General features: G+C 59.3%; 19 protein-coding genes and 1 tRNA gene. 10 read left to right on the forward strand and 10 right to left on the reverse strand.

Annotation, left to right across the window (positions count from 1 at the left end; all coding sequences use genetic code 11):
* Positions 1–6: 6 nt before the first annotated feature.
* The 4 genes from BR41_RS12830 to BR41_RS12845 all read right to left on the reverse strand — a co-directional run bounded on the left by BR41_RS12830 (position 7) and on the right by BR41_RS12845 (position 3,830).
* Positions 7–375: a PilZ domain-containing protein gene (locus BR41_RS12830; RefSeq protein ID WP_035057269.1), complete on the reverse strand. Its 369-nt coding sequence runs from the start codon at positions 373–375 to the stop codon at positions 7–9.
* Positions 372–1,388: a DNA polymerase III subunit delta' gene (gene holB / locus BR41_RS12835; protein ID WP_035057272.1), complete on the reverse strand. Its 1,017-nt coding sequence runs from the start codon at positions 1,386–1,388 to the stop codon at positions 372–374. Before holB ends, BR41_RS12830 begins: the two co-directional genes overlap by 4 nt.
* The gene (tmk, locus tag BR41_RS12840) at positions 1,385–2,062 is read right to left on the reverse strand and encodes a dTMP kinase (RefSeq protein ID WP_035057275.1); all 678 of its coding nucleotides are present in this window, start codon (positions 2,060–2,062) and stop codon (positions 1,385–1,387) included. Before tmk ends, holB begins: the two co-directional genes overlap by 4 nt.
* A gap of 283 nt (positions 2,063–2,345) precedes the next feature.
* Positions 2,346–3,830, reverse strand: a complete 1,485-nt coding sequence (locus BR41_RS12845) for a methyl-accepting chemotaxis protein (protein WP_035057278.1) — start codon at positions 3,828–3,830, stop codon at positions 2,346–2,348.
* Between the two features lie 407 nt (positions 3,831–4,237).
* Between BR41_RS12845 and BR41_RS12850 the strand changes: the two genes are divergently transcribed.
* Positions 4,238–6,265, forward strand: coding sequence for an NADPH-dependent 2,4-dienoyl-CoA reductase (locus tag BR41_RS12850; RefSeq protein ID WP_035057280.1), 2,028 nt, complete (start codon positions 4,238–4,240; stop codon positions 6,263–6,265).
* 93 nt (positions 6,266–6,358) lie between these two features.
* On the opposite strand, the gene BR41_RS12855 is transcribed toward BR41_RS12850, so the two are convergent.
* Positions 6,359–7,210 (reverse strand): LysR substrate-binding domain-containing protein, encoded by an 852-nt coding sequence (locus BR41_RS12855; protein ID WP_035057283.1) that lies wholly within the window; start codon positions 7,208–7,210, stop codon positions 6,359–6,361.
* A gap of 157 nt (positions 7,211–7,367) precedes the next feature.
* On the opposite strand from BR41_RS12855, the gene BR41_RS12860 reads away from it, so the two are divergent.
* Entirely contained in the window at positions 7,368–8,018 is a 651-nt protein-coding gene (locus BR41_RS12860; RefSeq protein ID WP_211251740.1) for a LysE family translocator, read from the forward strand.
* A gap of 7 nt (positions 8,019–8,025) precedes the next feature.
* Here BR41_RS12860 and BR41_RS12865 read toward each other — a convergent pair whose 3' ends face one another.
* Together BR41_RS12865 and BR41_RS12870 are read right to left on the reverse strand one after the other, a co-directional pair.
* Positions 8,026–9,399 (reverse strand): adenosine deaminase family protein, encoded by a 1,374-nt coding sequence (locus BR41_RS12865; RefSeq protein ID WP_169741297.1) that lies wholly within the window; start codon positions 9,397–9,399, stop codon positions 8,026–8,028.
* A gap of 323 nt (positions 9,400–9,722) precedes the next feature.
* Complete coding sequence (locus tag BR41_RS12870) at positions 9,723–10,424, reverse strand: lysozyme inhibitor LprI family protein (RefSeq protein WP_169741298.1); 702 nt, start codon at positions 10,422–10,424, stop codon at positions 9,723–9,725.
* 154 nt (positions 10,425–10,578) lie between these two features.
* On the opposite strand from BR41_RS12870, the gene BR41_RS12875 reads away from it, so the two are divergent.
* The 5 genes from BR41_RS12875 to BR41_RS12895 all read left to right on the forward strand — a co-directional run bounded on the left by BR41_RS12875 (position 10,579) and on the right by BR41_RS12895 (position 14,633).
* Positions 10,579–10,863 (forward strand): type II toxin-antitoxin system RelE/ParE family toxin, encoded by a 285-nt coding sequence (locus BR41_RS12875; RefSeq protein ID WP_035057289.1) that lies wholly within the window; start codon positions 10,579–10,581, stop codon positions 10,861–10,863.
* Positions 10,864–10,872: 9 nt separating this feature from the next.
* A complete protein-coding gene (locus BR41_RS12880) occupies positions 10,873–11,154 on the forward strand; it encodes a HigA family addiction module antitoxin (RefSeq protein ID WP_035057291.1) in 282 nt (93 codons plus the stop codon).
* 29 nt (positions 11,155–11,183) lie between these two features.
* Positions 11,184–11,576 (forward strand): GFA family protein, encoded by a 393-nt coding sequence (locus BR41_RS12885; RefSeq protein WP_035057294.1) that lies wholly within the window; start codon positions 11,184–11,186, stop codon positions 11,574–11,576.
* A 453-nt stretch (positions 11,577–12,029) separates the two neighbouring features.
* A complete protein-coding gene (locus BR41_RS12890) occupies positions 12,030–13,553 on the forward strand; it encodes a carbohydrate-binding protein (RefSeq protein ID WP_169741299.1) in 1,524 nt (507 codons plus the stop codon).
* A 216-nt stretch (positions 13,554–13,769) separates the two neighbouring features.
* Positions 13,770–14,633 (forward strand): helix-turn-helix domain-containing protein, encoded by an 864-nt coding sequence (locus tag BR41_RS12895; protein WP_035057296.1) that lies wholly within the window; start codon positions 13,770–13,772, stop codon positions 14,631–14,633.
* A 13-nt stretch (positions 14,634–14,646) separates the two neighbouring features.
* Here BR41_RS12895 and ggt read toward each other — a convergent pair whose 3' ends face one another.
* The gene (gene ggt / locus BR41_RS12900; protein ID WP_035057300.1) at positions 14,647–16,404 is read right to left on the reverse strand and encodes a gamma-glutamyltransferase; all 1,758 of its coding nucleotides are present in this window, start codon (positions 16,402–16,404) and stop codon (positions 14,647–14,649) included.
* Between the two features lie 197 nt (positions 16,405–16,601).
* Positions 16,602–20,549, reverse strand: coding sequence for a phosphoribosylformylglycinamidine synthase (gene purL, locus BR41_RS12905; protein ID WP_035057303.1), 3,948 nt, complete (start codon positions 20,547–20,549; stop codon positions 16,602–16,604).
* Between the two features lie 195 nt (positions 20,550–20,744).
* Between purL and BR41_RS12910 the strand changes: the two genes are divergently transcribed.
* On the forward strand, positions 20,745–23,252 hold the full coding sequence (locus tag BR41_RS12910) for a beta-N-acetylhexosaminidase (RefSeq protein WP_035057306.1): 2,508 nt from the start codon (positions 20,745–20,747) through the stop codon (positions 23,250–23,252).
* 79 nt (positions 23,253–23,331) lie between these two features.
* Here BR41_RS12910 and BR41_RS22985 read toward each other — a convergent pair whose 3' ends face one another.
* Positions 23,332–24,300: an ankyrin repeat domain-containing protein gene (locus BR41_RS22985; protein ID WP_051710885.1), complete on the reverse strand. Its 969-nt coding sequence runs from the start codon at positions 24,298–24,300 to the stop codon at positions 23,332–23,334.
* Positions 24,301–24,504: 204 nt separating this feature from the next.
* On the opposite strand from BR41_RS22985, the gene BR41_RS12925 reads away from it, so the two are divergent.
* Positions 24,505–24,589, forward strand: a tRNA-Leu gene (locus tag BR41_RS12925).
* A 105-nt stretch (positions 24,590–24,694) separates the two neighbouring features.
* Entirely contained in the window at positions 24,695–25,123 is a 429-nt protein-coding gene (locus BR41_RS12930) for a PilZ domain-containing protein (protein ID WP_035057315.1), read from the forward strand.
* Positions 25,124–25,178 lie beyond the last annotated feature (55 nt).

Consider the following 25,178-nt stretch of genomic DNA (forward strand, 5'->3'; position numbering starts at 1 on the left):
CGCGTTTCACATCGTATGCGTAGTGCGTGACGACTGGAGATACCCGCCCAGCAGACCTTCGATCTTGTTGCGCGCCTGCGCACCCGCCTCGTTGCCGGAGAACTGCACGCCGACCCCCTGCTGGTGATTGTTGTGCGCGCCACCCGGGGTAATCCACACCACGTGGCCGGATACGGCGATCTTGGCCGGATCGTCCAACAGCGACAGCAGCATGAACACTTCATCGCCGAGCTTGTACGGCTTGGCGGTCGGAATGAAGATGCCGCCGCCTTTGATGAAGGGCATATAGGACGCATACAACGCGGCCTTTTCCTTGATGTTCAGCGACAGCACGCCCGGGCGGGTCGCCGGTGCTGGCTTGAGGACTTCTGTCATTTCGCTCCCCCGGCGCTTTTCAAAGCGGCGAGATATTCAAACAGCAACGATTCCAGGACAAGCCGCGCATTGAGCGGATGATGAGCAAGTTTGCGCGCGTCCTGCAGTTTTTCAGCATATCCGGTCATGCCTGCCGCACGTGGCGCCAGCCGCAACAGCGCGTTGTGGTAGTCCGGATAATAACGAATATGGCCTGCCAATCCCAAGCTGACAAGGTCATGTATCCATTTTTGCAGCCATTCGATCAATAACGCCATCTCGATCTTGGCGCGATCCAGCTCGGCGGCAACGGCCAGAACGTCGAGCCCACCGGGGTTGGACAGATGATCCAGGAAGCTGGTACGCACCGGCAACCATTCGGCGCTGGCATCTTCCAGCGCGGCCAGCGGCGCGCCGCCAGTGTGGGCCAGATGCAATTCCGGGCTGACGACACCCTGACCAGCCAACCATTGCCCGGCCACCTGACGATCCGGCGGTGGCAGCGGAAACACCCGGCAACGGCTGCGAATGGTTGGCAGCAGGCGACGCCAATGATGCGAAACCAGAATGAAACGTGCCCCTTGCGGCGGCTCTTCCAGCGTTTTCAGAAAGGCATTGGCGGCGGCCAGATTCATGCTTTCCGCCGGATAAACGATGGTGACGCGACTACCGCCACGGTGCGACGTGAGCTGCACGAAATCAGTCAGCTCGCGCACGTTGTCCACGTTGATGATGGTCTGCTTTTTCTTCGCTTTCCCGTCTTCGTCTTCACCTTCGCCATCTTCGGGCGACAAAAGGCGGAAATCGGGATGGTTGCCGGCGAGATACCAGCGGCAGCCCTCGCAGACGCCACATGGCGCTTGGGCGCGATCAGGCGTTTCGCACAGGAACCACGCCGCCAGACGCTCGGCAAAGCGCCGTTTGCCCAGGCCCGGTTCGCCGGTAAGCAACAAGGCATGCGGCAAGCGCGCCGGGTTGTGCAGCAGCTGTGCCCACGCTTCGTGCTGCCACGGATACAGGTCGAGCGGGTTCATCGGCTGGCTCGATTGATCTGGGTGACTGAACCCAGCCATTGCGGAAGCTGCGCCGCCAGTTCGTGCTGAATGGCCTCGACAGTGCGATTGGCATCGATGACCTTGATGCGAGCCGGATCAGCGGCTGCGCGTTGCAAATAGGCGTTGCGCACGCGGGTGTGGAAATCGGCTGCTTCTTGCTCGAAGCGATCCAGCACCCGGCCATTGGCCATGCGCGCGGCGCTGACTTCGGGTGGCACGTCGAACAGCAGGGTCAGATCCGGCTGTAGCACCCCTTCGTCGCGGCCTTGGACCCACTGTTCCAGCGCGGCGAATTTCTCCAGCGGCAAACCGCGCCCGCCGCCCTGATAGGCAAAGGTGGCATCGGTAAACCGATCGCACAGCACCCAGTCACCGCGCTGCAGTGCTGGCTCGATCACTTGAGCCAGATGTTCACGCCGGCCGGCAAACATCAGCAGCGCTTCGGTTTCGAGATGCATCGGTTCGGACAGCAGCAACGCCCGCAGTTTTTCACCCAGCGGCGTACCGCCGGGTTCGCGGGTGCTGATGAAATGGATGCCTTGCGTGGTAAGCCAATCGGCCAACCAGGCGAGTTGTGTGCTCTTGCCGGCGCCGTCGACGCCTTCAACGCTGATAAAACGGCCCTTGCGGCCGGAGGGGTTCAATTCGGACATGGCCGGTATTGTAAACCCAAGTCTTGAACCACAGAGGGCACAGAGAACACAGAGGCTCACGGAGAAAACCAACAACACACCTGTAGACACAGAGAACACGGAGTACACAGAGAACAGTGAGAAAAACGAGGTTTTTGTAGGAGCGAGCTTGCTCGCGATGGCAATGGTGAATCAAACAGCGCTATCGCGAGCAAGCTCGCTCCTACACAAGACGTGCATTTCTCCGTGTTCTCTGTGCTCTCACCGTTCTCTGTGTCTACAGATTTTGATCTGGCCTTTCCTGCTAAGCCCGGAAATCCTTCATCGACCGATCCAGCTCCTGCACCGATGCATCCAAGGTATGCACCGCGCTGGAAATCGCCCCGGTCGAGGCGCTGGCGTCGCTCATATCACTACGCAGCGCCACGATTTCGCCAGTGATGCCGCGAAAACGCTCGGCCTGCTGGCCTTCGTGCTCGGCCACCGCGCCGATCAACCCGGCCACGCGTTGCGCCCCTGCGATGATCTCGCGCAGCTTGCCATCCGCCTCCGCCGCGCTGGCGGTGCTGACTTGCATTTTCTCGGTGCCGGTCTGCATGGCTTTGCCGGCCTCGGCCGTGCCGGAGAGGATGGCGGTGATCTTCACTTCGATTTCACGCGTGGCGCTGCCGGTTCGTTCGGCCAGTTTGCGTACCTCATCGGCCACCACGGCGAAGCCACGACCGGTTTCACCAGCCCGCGCAGCCTCAATGGCCGCGTTGAGCGCCAGCAAGTTGGTCTGGTCAGCGATCTCGCGAATCACCTGCACGATGTTGCCGATCTCACCACTGCGCCGGGCCAATTCTTCGATCCGCTCGGCAGAAAGGCTGACCACGCCAGCCGCATCAGCCAGACTCGCCAGCGTGGTGCTCATTGCCGCCCCGCCCTCGCCGGCAATCCGGCCGGTCAACTCGGCCTGGCTGGCTGCTTCGGCCGAACGTGCCGCGCTATCGACCGAGAGCTGCGTCAGATTCTCCAACTCACCCGCCATCTGATCGGTCTGCCGCGCCTGATGCTGCATCGTGCCGCTGATCGAATCGGTACGGCTGCTGATCTGTGCCGACTCGTTCGATGCTGTCGCCACTGCACGCCGCACTTGTTCCAGCATTTGCCGCACAGCCGCCTGGCTGGCTTCGGCTTGAGTGCGCGCCTGCTCGATCTTGGCAAAGCTGCGCGTTTTGCCGATCTCGAACATCAGCGCCAAGGCCAGCAACACCAGCGACAGGCCAATCAGCGAACGGGTCACCAGGCTGGCGTGCAATTCAGCGGGAATCGGGCTCGTCGGCAAAGCCCAGCCATTGGCATGCGCGGCCGAAAACAAGGCGATGCCGATGACGCTACACGTGGTCCAGAACACGCCACTCTTGGTGCCGCCGATAAAGATCGACGCCACGGGCAGCAGCAGGAACCACGGCGCGCTGGATGACTCGATGCCGCCGTTCACAAAGCACATCCACACCACCATGCCGAAGAACGTGGCACAGACGAATTCGCGCACCAGCACCAGCGCGCCGGTCAGCTTCATCAGGAACGCCGCCAGCAACATGAATCCGCCGGCAGCGACGATGCCCCATGCCATCGGATAGTGGCCGAGCTTGAAGTAATGGATGGAAAACACCGGCACGAGGATCGCCGCAAGCACCGCCGAGCCGACGATATTGCGCGCCCGGCTGCCATCGATGGGATTCTGCCGAACGCCTTCCGGAATGAACCACTCGAATACAGCTGCAAGAAACTGGCGTGCTGCCATGGGTTTAAGTCTCCAGTGATCGCCTGAAATAAAACGAGTGTTTAATCAACGTCGACATAATGCCAGAGGAATGTGGGGCCGGTTGAATACGGGAAGTCCGCCACACTGACGAACGGTTATGGTGCGTTTTGTGTTATTGGCGCACCAAAACGAGCCAGCGCCTCATTCTCCGCCGGCAAAATCACTCACGACCAATCCATGCCGGGCACTGCAGGCTTGCACTTACCGTCAACATGCGTCGCCCATCGCCGCTCGCCTGCCGATTTGGCGCGATCCGATTTGTAGTCATAATTCAAGCAACTACATGCCGGCCTTCAAACCAAATGAAGCTCTGCATGCAAACCCCAATACCCCGTTGGCATAGCAAAGCTTAGCGTGCTTGAAACGAACGTTTTACGGAGTCTTCGATGTCCACTGCACTACCCGCCTACCCGCACCTGCTCGCCCCGCTCGACCTCGGTTTCACCACGCTGAAAAACCGCGTGCTGATGGGATCGATGCACACCGGGCTTGAAGAGGCCGAAGACGGCCCGGCGCGGCTCGCCACCTTTTATGCCGAGCGTGCCCGCGGCGGCGTAGCGCTGATTGTCACTGGTGGCATCGCCCCCAACCCGGCCGGCCGCATCTACCCGGATGCCGCCATGCTAGCCGACGAAGCGGACCTGCCGCGCCACATCCCAGTCACCCAAGCCGTGCATGCAGCCGGCGGCAAGATCTGTCTGCAAATCCTCCACGCCGGTCGCTACGCCTATCACCCCGAATCTGTCGCGCCATCCGCCATTACCGCACCGATTTCGCCCTTCACGCCGCATGCGTTGTCGGTGGAGGAAATCGAAGCAACCATCGCCGACTTCGCCCGTTGCGCCAAACTCGCCCAAGCGGCCGGTTATGACGGCGTCGAGATCATGGGCAGCGAGGGTTACCTGATCAATCAGTTCCTCGTGCATCGCACCAACCAGCGCGACGATGACTGGGGCGGCACCTTCGAAAAACGCATGCGGCTGCCAGTCGCGATCATGAATGCGGTTCGCGCCGCAGTCGGATTGGACTTCATCGTGATCTTCCGGCTATCGATGCTCGATCTGGTCGAAGACGGCGGCAAGCTCGACGAAGCCATCCAGCTCGCCCAAGCACTGGAAGCGGCCGGCGTCACGCTGATCAACACCGGCATCGGCTGGCACGAAGCGCGTATCCCGACCATTGCCCAAGCCGTGCCGCGTGGTGGTTTCGCCTGGGTGACCGAACAAATGCGCCCGCACGTGAAAGTGCCGTTGATCGCGGTCAATCGCATCAATACGCCCGAAGTGGGCGAAGCCATTCTCGCCAGCGGCGCGGCCGATATGGTGTCGTTGGCCCGGCCGCTATTGGCCGATGCCGATTTCGTCGCCAAGGCCGCCATTGGAAAGCCGCAAGCCATCAACACCTGTATCGCCTGCAATCAGGCCTGTCTCGACCATGTATTCGAAGGCAAGGCCGCATCCTGCCTCGTCAACCCACGCGCCTGTCGCGAGGACGAATTCGCGATCAAGCCGGCCAAGCAGAAGAAACACGTCGCCGTGATCGGCGCAGGCCCGGCCGGACTCTCCTGTGCGCTGACCGCCGCCCAGGCCGGCCACGCCGTGACGCTGTTCGAAGCCGGTGATGCCATCGGTGGCCAGTTCCGTCTGGCGAGCCACATCCCCGGCAAGGAAGAATTCAAGGAAACGCTGCGCTACTTCGCCTACCAACTGGCCGAAGCCGGCGCTGAAATCCGCCTGAACACGCGGATCGAATCCGTCGAACAACTGGCTGGTTTCGATGAAGTCGTCGTCAGCACCGGTGTGCGCCCGCGCGTGCCGCCGATCGTGGGCATCGACCACCCGAAGGCCGTCTCCTACCCCGATCTGATTTCGGGCAAGGTCGCCCCGGCGCAGCAGATCGCCATCGTCGGCGCAGGTGGCATCGGCGTGGATACCGCCGTGATGCTGTCCGAACCGGCCGTCGAAACCAATCCGGTGGCAGACTTCCGTGATGAATGGGGCATCAACGGCCAGCTCGATACCGCTGGTGGCTTGCAGCAGCCGCATCACCACCACAACCGCCGCACCATCTGGCTGATGCAGCGCAAGAAAGGCAAACCGGGCAGCGGCCCCGGCAAGACCACCGGCTGGGTACATCGCGTGGCTTTGCAGCAGCGTGGCGTGGAATTGGTTGGCAGTGTGGAATACCTGAAGATCGACGACGCCGGCCTGCATATCCGCGTGAAAGGCGAGGAACAATGCCTGCCGGCCGAGCAAGTGGTGATCTGTGCCGGACAGGAATCGGTGGCGGAGCTCTACGACGCACTCGCCGCCAAGGGCGTGCATGTGCACAAGATCGGCGGTGCGGAGCTGGCCGGCGAACTGGATGCGAAGCGTGCGATTGAAGCAGGGACGAGACTGGCGCTGAGTTTGTAATGATCAAGCCGCTTTGATGACATTGGGCCAGCGCCTGCAAAGGTGCTGGCCTTTTTCAATTTCAGCCCCAAAACCATTGCCAAGCCTCGTGCTTCAATACTTCAACTCCTGGAGAATCAACTCGGCAAGAAAATCGCAAGGCGGCCTTGCCGACTGTGCGCTGCGAGCCAATACCATCTCCAGCTCCGCCAGACGAGGCAAGCCCTCGGCCAGTCCCAGCTGGATCAAATGTGCCGGCACACCGCAGCGTGCTATCGGTGCAATGGCCAGACCGGCATCGACCATGCTCAATAGTCCTTGAACACTGGGGCTTTCATACGACATGCGGTAGGGGATCTTGGCCCCCTGCAGGGCTTTGATGGCATTGGCGCGCGCCACACTCCCTTCCGCAAACACCGCAATGGGCAGAGGGCGTTCCTTCCAGACTGGCCGGCTTGCTGCCGATCCGACCCAACTCATGGGTTCCAGACGAATGAACTCTCCCGGGCAGCCTTTGGTTCTGGTGATGCATGCCAGATCGAGGGTGTTGTCTTTGATCAGCGGGGCCAGCTCACGGCTGGGCAGGCCGACGACCTGAATCTCTACTCTGGGATAGGTGGCGGAGAACTTCCTCAATACCGGTGGCAGCAGCGAAGAGGCATAGTCATCAGGCATGCCGATGCGTACCCGGCCTCTGATTTCCGGACGAACCATCTCGGCCCATGCTTCATCCCGCAGCGCCAGCATCTGGCGCGCATAACCCAGCAGCGTATGGCCTTCCGGCGTTAGGGCCAGATTGCGGGTATTGCGAATAAACAGCGGCTTCCCCAGCGATGCTTCCAGCGCCCTGATCTGCATGCTGAGTGCGGATGGCGAGCGGTGTACCTGCTCGGCACCCGCAATGAAGCTGCCACTGTCTGCAACCGCGACCAGCATGGCCAGTACGTCCAAATCCAGCTTTTTCATTCCAATCAGAAAATCTGAATAATCATTTAAGTTTAACGCGTTTTACTAAATTGTTTCATCGTCTGATACTCGTTGCCATTGAAGAAATCCGCTGTGCTGCTGATGGTTTTGCAGTAGGCGTGCGCAGGGATTTTTTACGGATATCGGTAGAAGACTGATGGAAGCAATCAAGATGCAAGACGCAGTTTCGCTTTATGGATTCCTGATGGTTGGCGGCATGCTGGCGATCACGCCGGGGCCCAATATGATCTATGTGATTTCACGCTCCATTGCGCAAGGGCGGAGGGCTGGGCTCATCTCTCTCGCCGGCGTGATCATTGGCTATCTGTTTTATATGTTTGGCGCAGCATTTGGCATTACCGCTTTCTTCCTGACCCTACCCTATGCGGCTCGCATCCTTAGCGCCGGCGGTGCCGCCTATCTGGCTTATATCGGCTGGCATGCCATCCGACCGGGTGGTCACTCCCCCTTGCAGATTCACGAACAGTTGCCGAGGGAGCGTGAAAGCAAGCTGTTCGTGATGGGGGCAAGCACCAGTCTGCTCAATCCCAAGCTCGCGATGATTTTCCTGACCCTGCTGCCGCAATTCATCGACCACCAGCGCGGCCACGTCCTGCAACAATCCTTGCTTTTGGGCTCGTTGCTGATAGTGCTGTTTGCGCTGGTCAACGGCAGCATGGCGTTATTTTCCGGCAAGATGGCGCAGTTTCTGTCTCGCCGCCCTGGCTGGCTGCTAGGTCAGCGTTTACTGATGGGTGGGACCTTGCTTGCGCTCAGCGCGGAGATGGCATTGCAGGCTTGGCGCTGAACTGCTCCTACGCCCCAACGCGACCATGCGCCACAACCGGCCGCCGTGCCCGCACCAACGTCACCACACGTGCCTCAAACCGCGCAAACCGCTGATCCAGCACCTTGATCTGCTCCGCCTTCTCACCATCACTCAAGAACGAATAACGGATGCTGTTGTAAACCACCTTTTTCAGCTCGATGTACGACGGCTTGTAGCGGCTGATGAACAACATGTATTCGCCGCTCAGGTTATTGCGCGATACACCCGCATCATCGGTGGAAATCACGAATGGCACACCGTAATTGCGATACAACTGGATCGGGTGTTCTTCATTCTTCACGCCGAGAATCACGGCATTGCTGGTCAGGTTGACTTCAATTGCCACATTGCGCGCCTTGAGCAAGGCCAGTAATTGATCCGGATCGCTTTCATAGCTCACATCGACGCCATGCCCGATCCGATTGGCACCGGCAATCTGCACCGCCTCGCGGATATGGTTCTTCAATCCTTCCGGCGGCACCATGCCCAGCGTCAATTCACCCGCATGCAGCGCGAGTTTCACCTTGGGAAAGCGCTGTTTCAGAAACTGGAACATGTGCATATGCAGCGAATAATCGCACATGGCGACATAGCCATTTTCCGGGCCGACGATATTCACGCCGACAATCAGCGGACTGACATTGGAAGCAGCAAACGCGGAATACAGGCCGGAAAATACCTTGGCCGGCGTGCTGCCACGCGATACATAGGACTGGAAGCGCAATTTGAAATCCGCGTCATCCAGATTGGCCGCCGCTTCTTCCACACTTTGCACATAAGTCTCGATTTGCGCATTGGCCTTTGCATCGCCAGCCATGAAGTTCGCATATGCCGTGAATGCATCTGCCCGCTCCGCATCGCTGGACTGCGCATTCAAGGCGTTCAGCTTTTTATCCAGATCGGCATCCTCGACGGTGGGTGCGCCTTTGAGCATGGTTTCCAGGTACTGCACGTTTTCGGCTTTGGCCCGCTCTTTCAGCGATTGCAATCCGGCGTGGTAGTCGTAATCGGAGACACCGCCAAAATAGCCGAACGTGGCAAAGAATTGCTGATCTGGCGCGGGTTGCTCGTGGTAGTGATTTTCATAATCCTTATCGGACCATTTCATCAGCAAGCCACGATAGAAATCGGCCAGACTATTGCTGGTGAAAATATCCTTCGCACTAACACAGATATCCTGCACCGGCTTTGGCAAAGTTGCGAATTCCCTTCTCTCGATTTGATATTTCTTGAAATAACGATGCTGACTCGGGTCGCTGCCTTTCTCGACATGGTCTTCGAGATAGACGCAATAATTCTTCTTGCCCACCCAATCCAGATAATCCTCGGCATAAATTGCGCCAGAATAGTGGTGATGCAAATCGCCGCCCTTTGGCAAAAGCGTTGCAAACAGATTCAGCTCAGACAGATCAGGCGCCGGCTCTGCAATCAGCTTTGAATAGTATCGACTGACCACCTGAGCATTACGCTGTTGCTCCTTTGGCACGTTGCCTATTTCTTTGGTGCTGCCCATTGCGGGCAAGAACAAACAAGACATCAGCACAAGCGTTGTTATTTTCACTAATCCGTCCTTTGCTATGGATGCGCCCCACACCAGGCACGCTTATCGAACATGCAGCGCTCATTGGGCAATGAGCATCAATATAAATCACATCTCGACCGGCGTGAGACTTGTGCGCCATTTCACCGGCTCCGCTCATAAATGAACAGGGGCGTGGACGGATTGAAATCACCATCCTGCCCTTTGAGCAGCGGGCATTTTTCATCCGCTTCCAGCCCCATCATTTCCATCGTGCCAAACGACAGATAGATTTGCCGGCAAGTACTCTTCAGCGCGGCGTTGTTGCGGGAAAACTGCGGGGCGGAGATCACGATGCGATCTTCACCGGTGTCGTTATCCTTGGCCGGAAAGAATTTCGCGTCGATGCTCATGAACACCATGTCTTGCTGATCGGCCCCCTTTTGCTTGTCTGGATAGAGGGCGACATAAATCCGGCCGCTATCCCGCTCGACGTGGAAGGTGATCTTGGCGGTCTTGGAGACCCACTCGCCGGCATATTGCTGCGCCGGGTTTTGCAGCCAGCGAATGCGATCAACGTATTCGTTCTTCAAGCAGCTGACGGTATCGCCGCAACGCGCCCGGTCTTTGATCCATTCCGCTTGATCGCGACGGAATGCGGCAATGCGCTTGGTATCACCGGCCATGGCAGCCTGCGCGGACTTGAATGCCTGCGCGAGTTCTTCATCGAGTTTCGACAACTCCGGATTGGCGCAAATCGCCTTCTCATCCTCGGCCCGCGCCTTTTTGCAATCGAAGCTGGCCGCCCCTGCCCCCACCATTGCTAGCGACAGCACCGCCGTCGCAAATAAATATCTCGTACGCATGATGGCCCCCGCTGGGCACGGTGATTCCACCAACATAGGTCATACCATGCCGTGACATTGCTGGTGGTCAGCAAGAGGGCGACAGACGCATTGACTGGCATGGATCGCCCCATAACGCATTGCGTTATATGTCGCTTACCGTTATAGTCAACGCATGGCGATCCACAACATCATCGATCGGGAAACAGCCCTGATCTGGGCAGGCGAACAATCAAAACGGCTACCGGTCGTGATGCAGAACGTGGCGCGTCGCAAGCTGCGGATGCTGAATAACGCACACGCTCTTGCTGATCTGCGCATTCCACCGGCCAATCGACTTGAAGTACTAAAAGGTAACCGTGCCGGCCAATACAGCATCCGCATCAATGACCAATGGCGTATCTGTTTCCGTTGGGTGGATGGGCATGCATTCGACGTGGAAATCGTCGATTACCACTAAGGAAACACAATGACCAAATTGCCAAACATTCACCCGGGTGAAGTGCTTAACGAAGAATTCCTCGGCCCCTTGCATATCAGTCAGAACGCCCTTGCCCGAGCCATGAAAGTAGCACCGCGCCGGATCAACGAAATTGTGCACGGCAACCGCGCCATCACGGCGGATACCGCCCTGCGCCTCGCTCGCGTGCTGGGAACCACGCCTCAATTCTGGCTGGGCCTGCAGGCTGATTACGATCTCGAAGAAGCCAGCCAGATTGATATGACTGCATTAACCCCACTAACAGCCTGACCACCACATCACGATCAGGAGATCACCCCATGCAAGGAAGCTGCCTTTGCGGCGATATTGCGTACGAAGTCACGCAACTCGCCGGCCCGATCGTGCATTGCCATTGCCAGACCTGCCGCAAGGCGCATGCCGCGCCCTTTGCCAGCACTGCCCGCGTGGAACGGGACGCTTTTCGCTGGGTACGCGGCGAGCAATTGGTCAGCAACTACGAATCATCACCCGGCAAGCGCCGCTACTTCTGCCCTCGTTGCGGCACACAACTTGTCGCCGCGCGTGAAACGCAAGCGCACCTGATCCTGCGCATGGGCTCGCTGGATGATGATCCGGGCGTGCGGCCCGAATATCACATCTGGCGCGAACATGATGTGCCGTGGCTGGATAGCGAGGCGGAGATGCAGTCCTATCCGCAATTCCCGTCCTGATCGTTGGCAGCGCGAGAATCCGGGCTTGCAGCAACTCAAGCGTCTGTGCGTAGTACCTACAAACTCGCCACCACCTTCAAGACCACGGCAATGTCCGTGGTCTTTTTATTCGGCATTTCAATGCAAAAGCCGCAGCGGAACCACGCCCCAAAGCGCTCTCACGCCCATCGGAATGACATCCCGCATCGCCGTTAACAAGACCGGAATCCCGGACACATCCCCCTGCCAGACCCGATGTTTTAATCAAGCCCAAGCAAGGGGTGGCATTGGATTGAGGGATGCTCGCACATCGCCAATCGCATGCATGCCGCCGATTGCCCCGCTGATGGCTTTCGCCTTTCAGTACACCGCAAGCACGTCGCCTACGCCAACGGCAATCCCGACAGCAATCCTGATAACGGCGGGGGACGGAAGAGGATGTCACATCAAACTAGAAGAGATGGAGTGGAAACCATGATGCGTTTGAACAAGCTGGCACAGCGGCTATCGCTCTGTGCGTTTATTTCCTGCACGGCCCTCACCACCTTGGCGCTATCGCCGACAGCATCGGCGGCAGCCTGCGCGCCGGCATGGCAAGAGGGCTCGACGTATTCCGTCGGGCAAGTCGTTTCGTATCTGGGCAACAACTACAAAGCACTGCAGGCGCACACGGCCTATGTGGGTGCTGGCTGGAATCCGGCCGCAGCGACGACGTTATGGACCCTGACCGGTAGCTGCTCCGGTAGCACTACGCCCAAGCCAACCGCTACGCCCGCGCCACCCCCTACACCTCAGCCCACTGCGTCCCCCAAACCAACTGCAACACCTGTCCCGACGCCCACCGCCACACCCGTGCCAGGTGGATTCAAGCATCCCGGCGTGCTGGTCGATCTGACACAGCTGCAATTCATCAAGCAGCAGGTGCTGGCCAAGGTCGAGCCGTATGCAACGGCCTATGCCAAAGCACGGGACAGCAGCCTGGGTTCGCTGACCTATACAGTGCTTGGGCCACCATCCGATCACGTCGTGGATTGTGGGGCGTCATCCAACCCCGATCACGGCTGTTCTGAAGAAAAGCAGGACGCATCCGCTGCTTATACGCAGGCGCTGCTCTGGTATATCTCGGGCAATGAGCAATATGCGAAGAACGCGATTGCGATCATGAATCGCTGGGCGCGTGACTTGACCAAGGGCCATACCAATTCGAACGCACCACTGCAATCCGCATGGGCGGCAGAGAACTGGCCGGCGGCGGCGGAAATCATCCGCTACACCTATTCCGGCTGGAGCAGCGCGGATATCCAGACCTTCCAGCGCATGCTGAATGACCAATACCTGCCGTATATCTCCGGCAACAATCTCTACACCGGCAAGAATGGCAATTGGTCGTTGAGCATGGCCGATGCCATGCTCGGCATTGCGGTCTTCAATAACGACCGCACCACCTATAACGCGGCGATTGCAGCGTGGAAGCAATGGGTGCCGGGTTATATCTACAACGCCAGTCTGGATGGCGGTAAACCGGTGACCTTCTCCGGCGGGCCGGGCAGCTGGAATGGCCAGACCGTGTTCAATGCCAGCACCAGCGGCGTATCACAGGAAACCTGCCGCGATACCCAGCACGTGGCACTCGGCATGGCCGCACTCTTCAATGGCGCGGAAACGGCCTACCTCCAAGGGGATGATCTCTATACGCCGAACAAGGTACGGCTGACGACGACGCTGGAATACCACGCGCGGATGCTGCAAGGCGTGACCAATACCTCGCAGGATGCCAAGTTCCCGGTGCCGGCCGGCTTCCCCGGTTTATGCAATGGTCAGTACACGCCCGTGTTGAAGGCCACCATGGAGCGCGGCTACAACGCCTATCACACCCGCATGGGCGTGGATTTGCCGCAAACCTGGAAGCATCTGGTCAACGATGTACGCCCGAAGGCCGATCCCAATGACGAGCACGATGTCATCTGGGAAACGCTGACCCACGGCACGACCAACTGAAACCAGCGTGCCGGTTCCATCTGCACGACGTGATCAAAAGGGCCGCACGGCCCTTTTGATTTGCGTCTTATACTGCCTCGATTCGTTACCATTCATTGGCGCTTGGCGACGCCTGTCTGGCGTAATTGCTGCTGGCATTGGGCGGATGGATATTCCGGCATGATGATCAACGACCCCTTTCTTTTTCCCTGGCTACCGGACCGATTGAACCGGGTCATGGATTACATCGATAGCCATCTTTTCGGCAAGATCGATCTCGATTTGCTATCCCACCTTGCCTGCTATTCCCCGCATTACTTTGAGAATGTCTTTGGTCAGCATGTCGGCTCGACCCCCATCGATTATGTGCGGCGTCGCCGGATTCAATATGCCGCCAGCCGGCTGCGGCATGAGCGCAGTTCCATTGGCGAATTGGGCATGCAAGCCGGATTTGCGCACTATCACGCGTTCGCCAAGGCATTCCACCGCAATTACGGCATGGCGGCCGGGGAATGGCGGCATGAAGCGGGCTGGCGCGATCACATGACGGGCACGATCTCCCGTAACGGGCCCCGCATGCCATCGGCGCTGGATTTCAAATTGAATGGCATTGCCACCAAGGAGCCTGAGGATATCCAGCAGCGCGTGGCGCAAACCACCCAAGTGGTGTTTCTGCCGGCAACGCCCGTCTTGAGCAAACGGGTGGTCGGCGCGTGGAAGGATTCGGCGATGACCATCGCCATGGCGCAATTCATGACCGAGCTGAAGCTGCAACACGCCTTCGGCATGAATGCCAATTACATCGGCCTGTTTTATGGCGATCCCGGCATGATCAGCAGCGCGGATTTCATCTTTGAAGCCTGTGCCACCTTGCCGTCGGATTTCCCGTTGATCAAACAGCAGAAAACGATTCCCGGCGGCTATTACGCGCAGTTTGTTTATCAGGCCGGCCATCCGCTGTTTCGCCGACTCTATGAAGACTGGCTGGAACTGCAAGACAGCTGGCAACTCGATAGCGCCCGCCCGCATCTGCGCTGTTTTCCACAACTGAACCGGCCGGGCTGGATTGCCTTGCCGGTTCAGCATCGTGGCGGTGCTTGAACCGAGCCGTTCTTTAATAGCCGGCAGTCGCACCATCCGGATTCCGCGGATCAGAGAACCCATAAAACCCGTCATCGCGAATCTGGATCGTCTGCGTGCGGCCCATGGTCGGCTGTAGCGATAACTTGTGGCCCTTTTGCTCCAGCAGTTTGCGGGTATCCGCGCTGATGCCCTTCTCGATGCGCAACTGATCCGGCGTCCATTGGTGGTGCACGCGCGGCGTGATAGCGGCTTCGGCCGGGTTCATGCCGAAATCGATGCTGTTGATGATGGTCTGCAACGTGGTCGTGATGATGCGGCTGCCACCAGGGCTGCCGGTGACCAGCCACGGCTTGCCGTCCTTGAGCACGATGGTCGGCGACATCGAACTGAGTGGCCGCTTGAACGGCGCGATGGAATTGGCATCGTTGCCGACCAGTCCAAACGCGTTCGGCACGCCCGGTTTGGCGGAGAAATCATCCATTTCGTTGTTCAGCAGAATGCCAGTGCCGGCGGCGACAATGCCGGAGCCAAAATTCAGGTTCAGCGTGTAGGTGGTGGCGACGACATTGCCGTGCTTGTCGGCAATCGAGAAGTGGGTGGTCTGGTCGCTTTCATACGGCGCGAGCTGACCCGGTTTGATCTCGACGGCAGGCCGTGCCCGATCCGGATCGATGCCCTTGGCGAGCGCGTCGGCATACGTCTTGGAAGTCAGCGCCGCAACCGGCACTTTGACGAATTCCGGGTCACCCAGATATTGCGAGCGATCGGCATACGCCAGCTTCATCGATTCAGCCAGCACGTGGATTTCCTGCGCGCTGTCGGCACCGTAATCCTTGAGCGGGTAGCGTTCGAGCAGATTGAGCATCTGCACGATATGCACGCCGCCCGAGCTAGGAGGTGGCATCGAGACGACCTGATAACCACGGTAGTTGCCGAGCACCGGCTTGCGCTCGATCACCTGATATTTCTTGAGATCGTCCAGCGTGATGTAACCGCCGTGGCGCTCCATTTCGGCGACGATCTTCTTGCCGATCTCACCTTCGTAGAACACCTTCTCGCCCTGTTCGGCGATCAGTGTCAGCGACTTGGCCAAATCCTTTTGCACCAACAACTCGCCCGCCTGCAAAGGCCGGCCGTTGCGGAAGAAGACGGCGCGGGTGGCTTCCCACTTGCCGAGGTTATCGGTTTCTTCCTTCAGCAAAACCGCCAACTCGCGGCTGACCGGATAACCATCGCGGGCCAGCTTGATCGCCGGGGCCATCAACGTGGCCAGCGGCATGCTGCCGTATTTCTTCAGCGCGTGGGTCAGGCCAGCGACGGTGCCGGGAATACCAACCGCCGTATGGGTATACAGCGATTTGCCGGGTACGACATTGCCCTTGTCATCCAGATACATATCGCGGAACGCCTTGGCGGGCGCCATTTCGCGGAAATCGAGCGCGATATTGGCACCCGTCTTGGCATCGTGAATCACCATGAATCCGCCACCGGCCACGTTGCCAGCATTGGGCAGCACCACCGCCAGCGCAAAGCCGACCGCAACGGCCGCATCGACTGCATTCCCGCCACGCTTGAGGACATCCACACCGACCTGCGTCGCGAGATTTTGCTCGGTCGCGACCATGCCGTTGGCGGCATAGACGGGGCGGACGATGTCATAACTGAGGTCGTATTTGATGACCGGCGCGGCCTGCGCTGCGGTATCGCTCCATGCCAGCAGCGGGGACAGCGCCAAGCCGAGACTCAGGGTGATGGCGGACAAGCGGAAACGGATGGAGTGGCGATGCATGGGCGACCTCTGGATAGCTTGCAGGGAAATCAAGGCTAGTCGGGAGTCGCACAGGTAAACATCGGGAAAGTCAGCAATAGGACTGTCATTTTGCCGAGACCTCACCCCCGCACTCGCTTACTGGAACGAGGGAAGGACCAACAAAAAACCGACGTTTCCGTCGGCTTTTTGTTGGTGCGCGGCGATCAACCCAATGATCAACCAATCCACTTGCGTGCATTGCGGAACATGCGCAGCCACGGGCCATCCTCGCCCCACTGTTCCGGGTGCCAGGAGTTTTGCAGCGTACGGAATACGCGCTCCGGGTGCGGCATCATCAGCGAGAAGCGGCCGTCGGCGGTCGTGACGCCGGCAATGCCATTCGGGCTGCCATTCGGGTTGGCCGGGTATTGCTCGGTGACCTTGCCGGCGTTGTCGACGTAACGCATGGCGACGATGGTGTTCTTGATGTCGCCCTGCTGGCTGTAGTTGGCAAAGCCTTCGCCGTGGCTCACCACCACCGGCATCTGGCTGCCGGCCATTCCAGCGAAGAACAGCGACGGTGATTGCGGCAGTTCGGCCATCACGAAGCGGGCTTCGAATTGCTCCGACTGATTGCGGGTGAACTTCGGCCACGCTTGCGCGCCCGGAATGATGCTGGCGAGGTTCGCCATCATCTGGCAGCCGTTGCATACGCCCAGGCCGAAGGTATCCGCGCGGTTGAAGAAAGCTTCGAACTCTTCGCGGGCACGAGCGTTGAAGAGGATGCTCTTCGCCCAGCCTTCGCCTGCGCCAAGCACGTCGCCGTAGCTGAAGCCACCGCAAGCCGCGAGGCCACGGAAATCCTGCAGCGAGACACGGCCGCTGATGACGTCGCTCATGTGCACGTCGACTGCGGTGAAGCCGGCGCGGGTGAAGGCAGCCGCCATTTCCACGTGGCCGTTCACGCCCTGTTCGCGCAGAACGGCGATTTTTGGCTTGGTGCCTGCCGAAATGAATGGCGCGGCAATGTTGTCGCTCGGGTCGAAGGTCAGTTTGGCAAACAAGCCTTTGTCGGCCTTGTCGTCGACGCGAGCGAACTCGGCATCGGCGCAGGCCGGGTTGTCACGCAGGCGCTGGATTTGCCAGCTGGTTTCGGACCACGCCTTTTGCAGCGAAACACGCGACTCATCCAGCAGCAGGCGGTTGCGTTTCTTGACCTTGAGCGTGTCGTCCTTGTTGATGCTGCCGATCACGTGCAGTTCGCTACGGATGCCGGCATTGGCAAAAGCGGCGATCACAGCGGCGGTGTCGCGGCGCTTCACTTGCAGTACGGCGCCCAGCTCTTCGTTGAACAGCACGCCCATGGCACGGCCGTTTTCGGCACGGGCGATGTCTTCTTCGCTCACTTCGCCATCTTCACGGGCACGGCGGCGGCGCTCGATGCAGGCTTCGTCGATTTCCAGCGTTACGCCGACATGGCTGGCGAACATCATTTCCGCCACGGTGGTGATCAGGCCACCATCGCCACGGTCGTGGTAGGCCAGCAGCTTGCCTTCCGCATTGAGCTTTTGCACGGTCTCGAAGAAGGCTTTGAGGTTGCCGACGTTGACGACATCCGGCGCCCATTGGCCGACTTGCTTGTACACCTGCGCCAGCGCCGAACCGCCGAGGCGGCACTTGCCGTCGCCCAGGTCGATCAGGATCAGGTCGGTATCGGTTTCGTGCTTGAGCTGCGGTGTGAGGGTCTTGCGTACGTCGGTGACCGGGGCAAAAGCGGAGATCACCAGCGACAGCGGCGCGGTGACTTGCTTCTTGCTGCCTGCCTCATCCCACACCGTTTTCATCGACATCGAATCCTTGCCGACCGGGATCGAAACGCCCAGTTCGCGGCACAGGTCAAGGCCGACGGCCTTTACGGTGTCGTACAGATTGGCATCTTCGCCAGGGTGGCCCGCCGGAGCCATCCAGTTGGCGGACAGCTTCACATCACCCAGCTTGGCAATCGGCGCAGCCGCGAGATTGGTCAGCGCCTCGCCCACTGCCATGCGGCCGGATGCCGGGCCGGAGATCAGCGCCAGCGGCGTGCGTTCGCCCATCGCCATCGCTTCGCCCAGCACGGTGTCGTAACCCATCGCGGTGACGGCGACGTCTGCAACCGGCACCTGCCACGGGCCGACGAATTGATCGCGCGCGGTGTAGCCGCCGACGGTGCGGTCACCGATGGTGATCAGGAAGTTCTTGCTGGCCACGGAGGGCAGACGCAGCACGCGGAACAGCGATTCCTTGATTTCCAGTGCGGAGGAATCGAACACCTTGAGTTCAGGCTTGATGCGCGTGACGTCACGCGTCATCTTCGGCGGCTTGCCGAGCAGCACTTCCATCGGCATATCGACCGGGTTGTTGCCGAAATGCGGGTCTTCGACCACGAGTTGCTTGCGGTCGGTCACGCGGCCGATGACGGCGAACGGGCAGCGCTCGCGCTCGCAGATGGCTTCGAAGGCATTCAGGTCAGCCGGCGAGATCGCCAGCACGTAGCGCTCTTGCGATTCGTTCGACCAGATTTCCTTAGGGCTCATGCCCTTCTCTTCGATGTTGACCTTGCGCAGGTTGAACACCGCGCCTTGACCAGCATCGTTGACGAGTTCCGGGAAGGCGTTGGAGATACCGCCCGCGCCAACGTCGTGGATCGACTGGATCGGGTTCTTGGCGCCTTGTTGCCAGCAACGGTCGATCACTTCTTGGGCACGGCGCTGGATTTCCGGATTGCCGCGCTGCACCGAATCGAAGTCGAGATCGGCGGCATTCGCGCCGGTTGCCATCGAGCTGGCCGCACCGCCGCCCATGCCGATCAGCATGCCGGGGCCGCCGAGCTGGATCAGCAGGCTGCCGTCCGGCAAGGCATTCTTGCCGACGTGGATGGCGGCGATGTTGCCCAAGCCACCGGCAATCATGATCGGCTTGTGATAGCCGCGACGCTCGCCGTTGAAATCTTCTTCGAAGGTACGGAAGTAGCCGGTCAGGTTCGGGCGGCCGAATTCATTGTTGAACGCCGCGCCACCGATCGGGCCTTCGATCATGATGTCGAGCGCGCTGGCGATGCGGTCTGGTTTGCCGTAGGCAGGATCTTCCCACGGCTGGATTGCGCCGGGGATGTTGAGGTTGGAAACGGTGAAGCCAGTCAGGCCGGCCTTGGGCTTGGAGCCACGGCCGGTTGCGCCTTCATCGCGAATCTCGCCGCCGGAACCGGTCGCCGCGCCGGGGAACGGCGAAATGGCGGTCGGATGGTTGTGCGTTTCCACCTTCATCAGGATGTGGGTTTGCTGCTCGGTGTAGGCGTATTCGTGGCTGCCCGGCTGCGGGTTGAAGCGGCCGATGGTCGCGCCTTCGATCACGGATGAGTTATCCGAATACGCCACCACCGTGCCAGCCGGCGCGGCCTTGTGCGTTTCGCGGATCATGCCGAACAGGCTGTACGGCTGCGCTTCGCCGTCGATCACGTAATTGGCGTTGAAAATCTTGTGGCGGCAATGCTCGGAATTGGCCTGGGCGAACATGGTCAGCTCGACGTCGGTCGGGTTGCGGCCGAGCTTGCCGAAGTTGTCGACCAGATAGTCGATTTCGTCATCCGACAGCGCGAGGCCGAATTCGACATTGGCCTTTTCCAGCGCGGGCTTGCCACCACCAAGGATATCTACCGAAGTGAACGGTGCCGGATCGAAGTGGCGGAACAGTTCGCGGCCAGCGTCGAGCGATTCGAACACTTGCTCGGTCATCCGGTCGTGGATCAGGTCGCGCAGGATGTTTTTCTCGGCAGCGGAAAGTGGCGCGCCGTTTTTCGATGCGTAAACCGCAAGGCCACGTTCAATGCGGGCAACTTTTTTCAGGCCACAGTGTTCAGCGATATCAGTCGCCTTGGAGGACCACGGCGAGATGGTGCCCAAGCGCGGCAACACCAGCAGCAAGCTGCCCGTCGCCTTGCCCGGTTCGGCCAGATCGCCGTAATGCAGGATGCGTTCGAGCGTGGTTTGCTCTGCGGCATCCAGCGGCGCGTTCACTTCCGCGAAGTGCCAGTATTCGCCGTAAAGCTGGGCCGAAATGCCCTGCTCTGCCAACGCGGCACATAGTTTTTCGATACGGAAAGCGGAAAGTGCTGCGCCGCCGCGCAAGCTGAGGACGTCTGCCATGGATAGGTCCGAGTAAAAAGGAGCAGGAAATCAAAGGCGTAATTGTACCGAAAAAGAGTAAGGAAAGGCGGCGGGCCCGCCATGGTTGGCACGGATAAGGCATTGCTTCTACACTGTAGCGTCCAGGCCGGACTTAGCGTAGCTACCCGCCCGAAGCAATACCCAAAATACCCACCACCGATGGAGAAAACAACAATGAGCCAGCCCGCCGGCGCGCATCTGCAACTCAAATGGGAATGCATCCAGAACGGCCATGATGGCGACCACTTCATCGCCGAGCTGACACTGACCAACCGTTCAGCCGTGCCGCTCACCGGCTCCGGCTGGGGGCTGTACTTCAACACCGCGCGCAAGATCAAACCGGAGAGCGTGACCGGCGGCGTGACCGTCTCGCACGTGAACGGCGATCTTTCCAAGTTCACGCCGACGGCCGAATTCGGCGCGCTGGCCCCGGGCGAATCCCGCGTGATTCGCTATACCGGCTTGTTCTGGGTGATTCAGGACACCGATTCGTTGCTGGGTTTCTACATCGTATATGACGATGGCACACCAAAGGCACATGCCGAGGCCATTGGCGATCCGCAGATCGTGCCCTTCACTCGCCCGGAAGTGCTCAACCGCAACGCCAACGACAAAGTCCCGCCCGTCACCCCGGCCACGCGCTACGCCGCCAACGAAAAGCTCACGCAGTTACCGGCAGCAGACATCGGCAAGATCACGCCGACACCGCTTTCCGCCACGTTTGGCGGCGGCGAGTTCGTGATCGATGCGGCGACCAGCATCGTCCACTCGGCTGACTTGGCCAGCGAAGCCGCGTACCTGCGCACCATCGTGCATGACGTCAGCGGCGTATGGCTGCAACGTGCTACGTCCGGCACTGGCATCACGCTGAAAATTGGCGCGGTGAATGCGACCGATACGCTGGCACCGAACGAAGCCTATTCGCTGGATATCTCGGCCGCTGGCATCACGATCACTGGTGCATCCGCTCACGGCGTGTTCAATGGCATCCAGTCGTTGCGCCAACTGCTCCCGATCGATGCCTTCCTCAACCCGCTGCCGCAACTGGCCGTGCCGCATGGCAAGGTGGTCGATGCGCCGCGGTTTGCTTATCGCGGCGTGCATCTGGATGTGGGCCGCAATTTCTCCAGCAAGGAATCGGTATTGCGCCTGCTGGACTGCATGGCGCTGTACAAACTCAACCAGTTCCACTTCCACCTGACCGACGATGAAGGCTGGCGCGTTGAGATCCCAAGCCTGCCGGAACTGACTGAAATCGGCTCCGGTCGTGGCTTCACGCATGATGAAACCGACAATCTGGTGCCCTGCTTCGGCTCCGGAGCGGACGTCGAAGGCTCGCATGGCACGGGTTTCTACAGCCGTGCCGAGTTCATCGAAATCCTCAAGTTCGCTACCCAACGCCATATCGAAGTCGTGCCGGAGTTCGATGTGCCGGGCCACGCCCGCTCCGCCATCAAGGCGATGAACGTGCGTTATGACCGCTTGGTCAAGCAAGGTAAACAGGCGGAAGCCGAGCAATACCTGCTGGTCGATTTCGACGATCAATCCAAGTACGAATCGGTACAACTGTGGACCGACAACGTCATCTGTATCGCCCGCGATGGCGCATACAACTTCATCGAAACCATGATCCGTGACGTGAAGGAGATGTATGACGAGGCTGGCGCGCCCTGGACCACCATGCACACCGGCGGCGACGAGATTCCGCACGGCGCATGGGAAGGCTCGCCGATCTGTCGCAAATTCATGCAGGCAAATGGTCTGACCTCGATTCAGGAACTGCAGGATCACTTCCTCGCCCGTTACCGCGACATCCTGAAGAAATACGGCCTGACCTTCGGCGGCTGGGAAGAAATTGCGCTGAAGAAAGAGACGACCGACAGCGGCATTCACCACGGCCCGAACCCGAAGTTCGTCAACGCCAATTTCCGTCCTTACATCTGGAACAACGTGTGGGGCTGGGGCCAGGAAGATTTCGCCTATCAGCTGGCCAACGCCGGTTACAAGGTAGTGCTGTGCAACGTGACCAACCTGTATTTCGATCTGGCGTATGAAAAAGACCCGGTCGAGCCCGGTTATTACTGGGGCGGCTTCATCAATACCCGCAAGGCGTGGGAGTTCGTGCCGCTCGATATCTACACCACCGCGACCGTCAATTTGTTCGGGCATGACCTGGGCGATGCGCTGAAAGACAAGGCCCGTCTGACCGCAACCGGCACCAAGAACGTGATCGGCATTCAGGGCGAACTGTGGGGCGAGAACATCCGCGATCAGGGCCGGCTGGAATACCTGGCGATGCCGCGTATCGTGGCGCTGGCCGAGCGTGCCTGGGCCAAAGATCCGGGCTGGACCTTCATCGCTGACAAGACCCAGCGCGATGCCAGCATGGATGCCGACTGGAACCAGTTCGCCAACCGTCTTGGCCAACGCGAGTTGCCACGACTGGATGGTTTCCTCGGTGGTTACGGCTATCGTGTACCCGTGCCGGGCGCGAAGATCGAGGGCGGCAAGTTGTTCGCCAATATCGAATCGCCCGGCGTGGTCATCCGCTACACCACCGATGGCAGCGAGCCGACCGGCAAGTCTGCGATCTACGGCGGACCAGTGGCCGTCAGCGGCAAGGTGAAACTGGCGGCGTTTACGGCGACCAATCGCCGGGGTCGCGTTATCAGCGTTGGCTAAGCGCCGTCACTGATCGCCAACCAAAGACAAAGCCCCGTTCAGTAATGAGCGGGGCTTTGTTATGTGTGTTGCTGCCTTGCTAACGCTGGGGCTTCAATCCTGGGGAGTCGTGCGCCCCAGGCTCGCTCACCGTGGCGCTTTCACGTCGCTGCCGCAACTTCAGCGTCAACTGGATGACTTCGCGCAAACGGTGCATTTCGCGGTCCACTGCCATCTGTAGTGGCGTCGTGCCATCCCGATACGGGACCAGCGGATCGGCATCCAGATCCAACAGCTTGATCGCGGTCTCTACATGGCCATTGGCAATCGCCTTATGCAAGGCGGTCCAGCCGTCATCCGTCGCCTGATTGACGTGCGCGCCAGCACTGATCAGACGCTGCACAATGCCGATGTGACCACGACTCGCCGCCTGGATCAGCGGCGTAAAGCCATTCCGGCTGGTTGCGTTGACCGAGGCATGTTGCTCGATCAGCACCTTGACCACCTGATCATGCCCGTTGAGTGCCGCCCAGTGCAGCGAACTGTAGCCATCGCGGTCGTGCGCGAGCGGGTTGGCGCCCCGTTGCAGCACCTGCCCCACCATCGTGTGGTTACCATCGAATGCAAAACGGAGCAGCGCCGTCCAGCCTAACTCGTCCTCACTCTCCAGCGTCATACCGGCTTTCATATACAGCGAGATAACGGCGTCATCGCCGCTGCTGACGCTACGATGGAATTCACGCACGGTCGGCTTGAGTCCCATCGCTTCGAGCACATCCTGCGCCTGGATGCGCTCGTGCGACCAGACGTCCTCTACCTCGGCCGGCTTGTGGCGCCAAACATCGTACGCAATCGACAGCAGCATCAACTCCATGCCGATCTCGGGCGGAAAACCCTGTCGGTCAGGGCGATCCATGATCAACAAATCTTCGAAATAGCTGGCGAGCGCATCCTGCCCCCACATCTCGGCAATCTTCTCGGTAATACGCGGGAATTGGGCAGCCAACCGCTCCGGGAAGCGGTCTTCAAGATTGGCTTGCTCCAAAATGGCGCGAAGAGAGCTGCTCATAAGTCAGAGGAATTGGCTACGTGAATGGAAACGATATTTGCATGCCACGTTCAGCATAGCGGCATGCCGAAGAACACATAGCGTTTCCAGCAGCAGAATTTACAGCCGGGAAACAAGCATGACCAGCCTATAGACAAGGCAGCGCCTCACCTTTATTATGTCGGTCTTCGTCGCGTAGCCCTACAACCAGCGACGAAGAATTAAGCCGACATGGTGAAATTGGTAGACACGCTATCTTGAGGGGGTAGTGGCTTCGGCTGTGTGAGTTCGAGTCTCACTGTCGGCACCAATACAAAGCAAAACGCCGGGATTCGTCCCGGCGTTTTGCTTTTTCTGGCTGCGGCATGGCGTATCATGACACCGTGATCAACGACTAATCAGCGGACGGACACCGATGCATAACGCGTCGATGATGGACGACGAGTTTTCCGACAATCTCCGAACCGACTGGGAATCTCGCGGTGAAACGCGTTACCTCGTCAATTGGAAGGTCGCCATTATTTATGGCGAAGCAGAGCAACGCCTCTCCTTCCGTGGTCGGATATTCGACATCTCGAAAGGCGGCTTCAGCCTGCATTCCGAATACAGCCTGCCCCCAGCTGACCGCGTTACGGTTCTCATCTCCATCCCCCCGATTGTTACCGGACAGCGCCCCAAGGTCATTGAAGTCAAAAGTCGTGTTGTCTACACCGTGCTTTCCAACGAATTCAATCAATTCCGCACTGGCGTGCAGTTCGGCGATTTCAAGGGTGATGGCCGGCAATTTCTGGATAGCAATCTGGCCAGACGCACTCCAGCACACACCAAGTCGATCCACGAATAGCCCTCCACCGTACACAATGAAAAACGCCCCGCAAGCGGGGCGTTTTTTTATGCAG

The sequence above is a fragment of the Andreprevotia chitinilytica DSM 18519 genome (assembly GCF_000711875.1).
Taxonomy (GTDB): domain Bacteria; phylum Pseudomonadota; class Gammaproteobacteria; order Burkholderiales; family Chitinibacteraceae; genus Andreprevotia; species Andreprevotia chitinilytica.

What these genes read in the sequence shown, in the direction of transcription:
- BR41_RS12830 (WP_035057269.1), bottom strand. Translation starts at nt 375, where the DNA reads ATGACAGAAGTCCTCAAGCCAGCACCGGCGACCCGCCCGGGCGTGCTG.
- holB (WP_035057272.1), bottom strand. Translation starts at nt 1,388, where the DNA reads ATGAACCCGCTCGACCTGTATCCGTGGCAGCACGAAGCGTGGGCACAG.
- tmk (WP_035057275.1), bottom strand. Translation starts at nt 2,062, where the DNA reads ATGTCCGAATTGAACCCCTCCGGCCGCAAGGGCCGTTTTATCAGCGTT.
- BR41_RS12845 (WP_035057278.1), bottom strand. Translation starts at nt 3,830, where the DNA reads ATGGCAGCACGCCAGTTTCTTGCAGCTGTATTCGAGTGGTTCATTCCG.
- BR41_RS12850 (WP_035057280.1), top strand. Translation starts at nt 4,238, where the DNA reads ATGTCCACTGCACTACCCGCCTACCCGCACCTGCTCGCCCCGCTCGAC.
- BR41_RS12855 (WP_035057283.1), bottom strand. Translation starts at nt 7,210, where the DNA reads ATGAAAAAGCTGGATTTGGACGTACTGGCCATGCTGGTCGCGGTTGCA.
- BR41_RS12860 (WP_211251740.1), top strand. Translation starts at nt 7,368, where the DNA reads ATGGAAGCAATCAAGATGCAAGACGCAGTTTCGCTTTATGGATTCCTG.
- BR41_RS12870 (WP_169741298.1), bottom strand. Translation starts at nt 10,424, where the DNA reads ATGCGTACGAGATATTTATTTGCGACGGCGGTGCTGTCGCTAGCAATG.
- BR41_RS12875 (WP_035057289.1), top strand. Translation starts at nt 10,579, where the DNA reads ATGGCGATCCACAACATCATCGATCGGGAAACAGCCCTGATCTGGGCA.
- BR41_RS12880 (WP_035057291.1), top strand. Translation starts at nt 10,873, where the DNA reads ATGACCAAATTGCCAAACATTCACCCGGGTGAAGTGCTTAACGAAGAA.
- BR41_RS12885 (WP_035057294.1), top strand. Translation starts at nt 11,184, where the DNA reads ATGCAAGGAAGCTGCCTTTGCGGCGATATTGCGTACGAAGTCACGCAA.
- BR41_RS12890 (WP_169741299.1), top strand. Translation starts at nt 12,030, where the DNA reads ATGATGCGTTTGAACAAGCTGGCACAGCGGCTATCGCTCTGTGCGTTT.
- BR41_RS12895 (WP_035057296.1), top strand. Translation starts at nt 13,770, where the DNA reads ATGGATTACATCGATAGCCATCTTTTCGGCAAGATCGATCTCGATTTG.
- ggt (WP_035057300.1), bottom strand. Translation starts at nt 16,404, where the DNA reads ATGCATCGCCACTCCATCCGTTTCCGCTTGTCCGCCATCACCCTGAGT.
- purL (WP_035057303.1), bottom strand. Translation starts at nt 20,549, where the DNA reads ATGGCAGACGTCCTCAGCTTGCGCGGCGGCGCAGCACTTTCCGCTTTC.
- BR41_RS12910 (WP_035057306.1), top strand. Translation starts at nt 20,745, where the DNA reads ATGAGCCAGCCCGCCGGCGCGCATCTGCAACTCAAATGGGAATGCATC.
- BR41_RS22985 (WP_051710885.1), bottom strand. Translation starts at nt 24,300, where the DNA reads ATGAGCAGCTCTCTTCGCGCCATTTTGGAGCAAGCCAATCTTGAAGAC.
- BR41_RS12930 (WP_035057315.1), top strand. Translation starts at nt 24,695, where the DNA reads ATGCATAACGCGTCGATGATGGACGACGAGTTTTCCGACAATCTCCGA.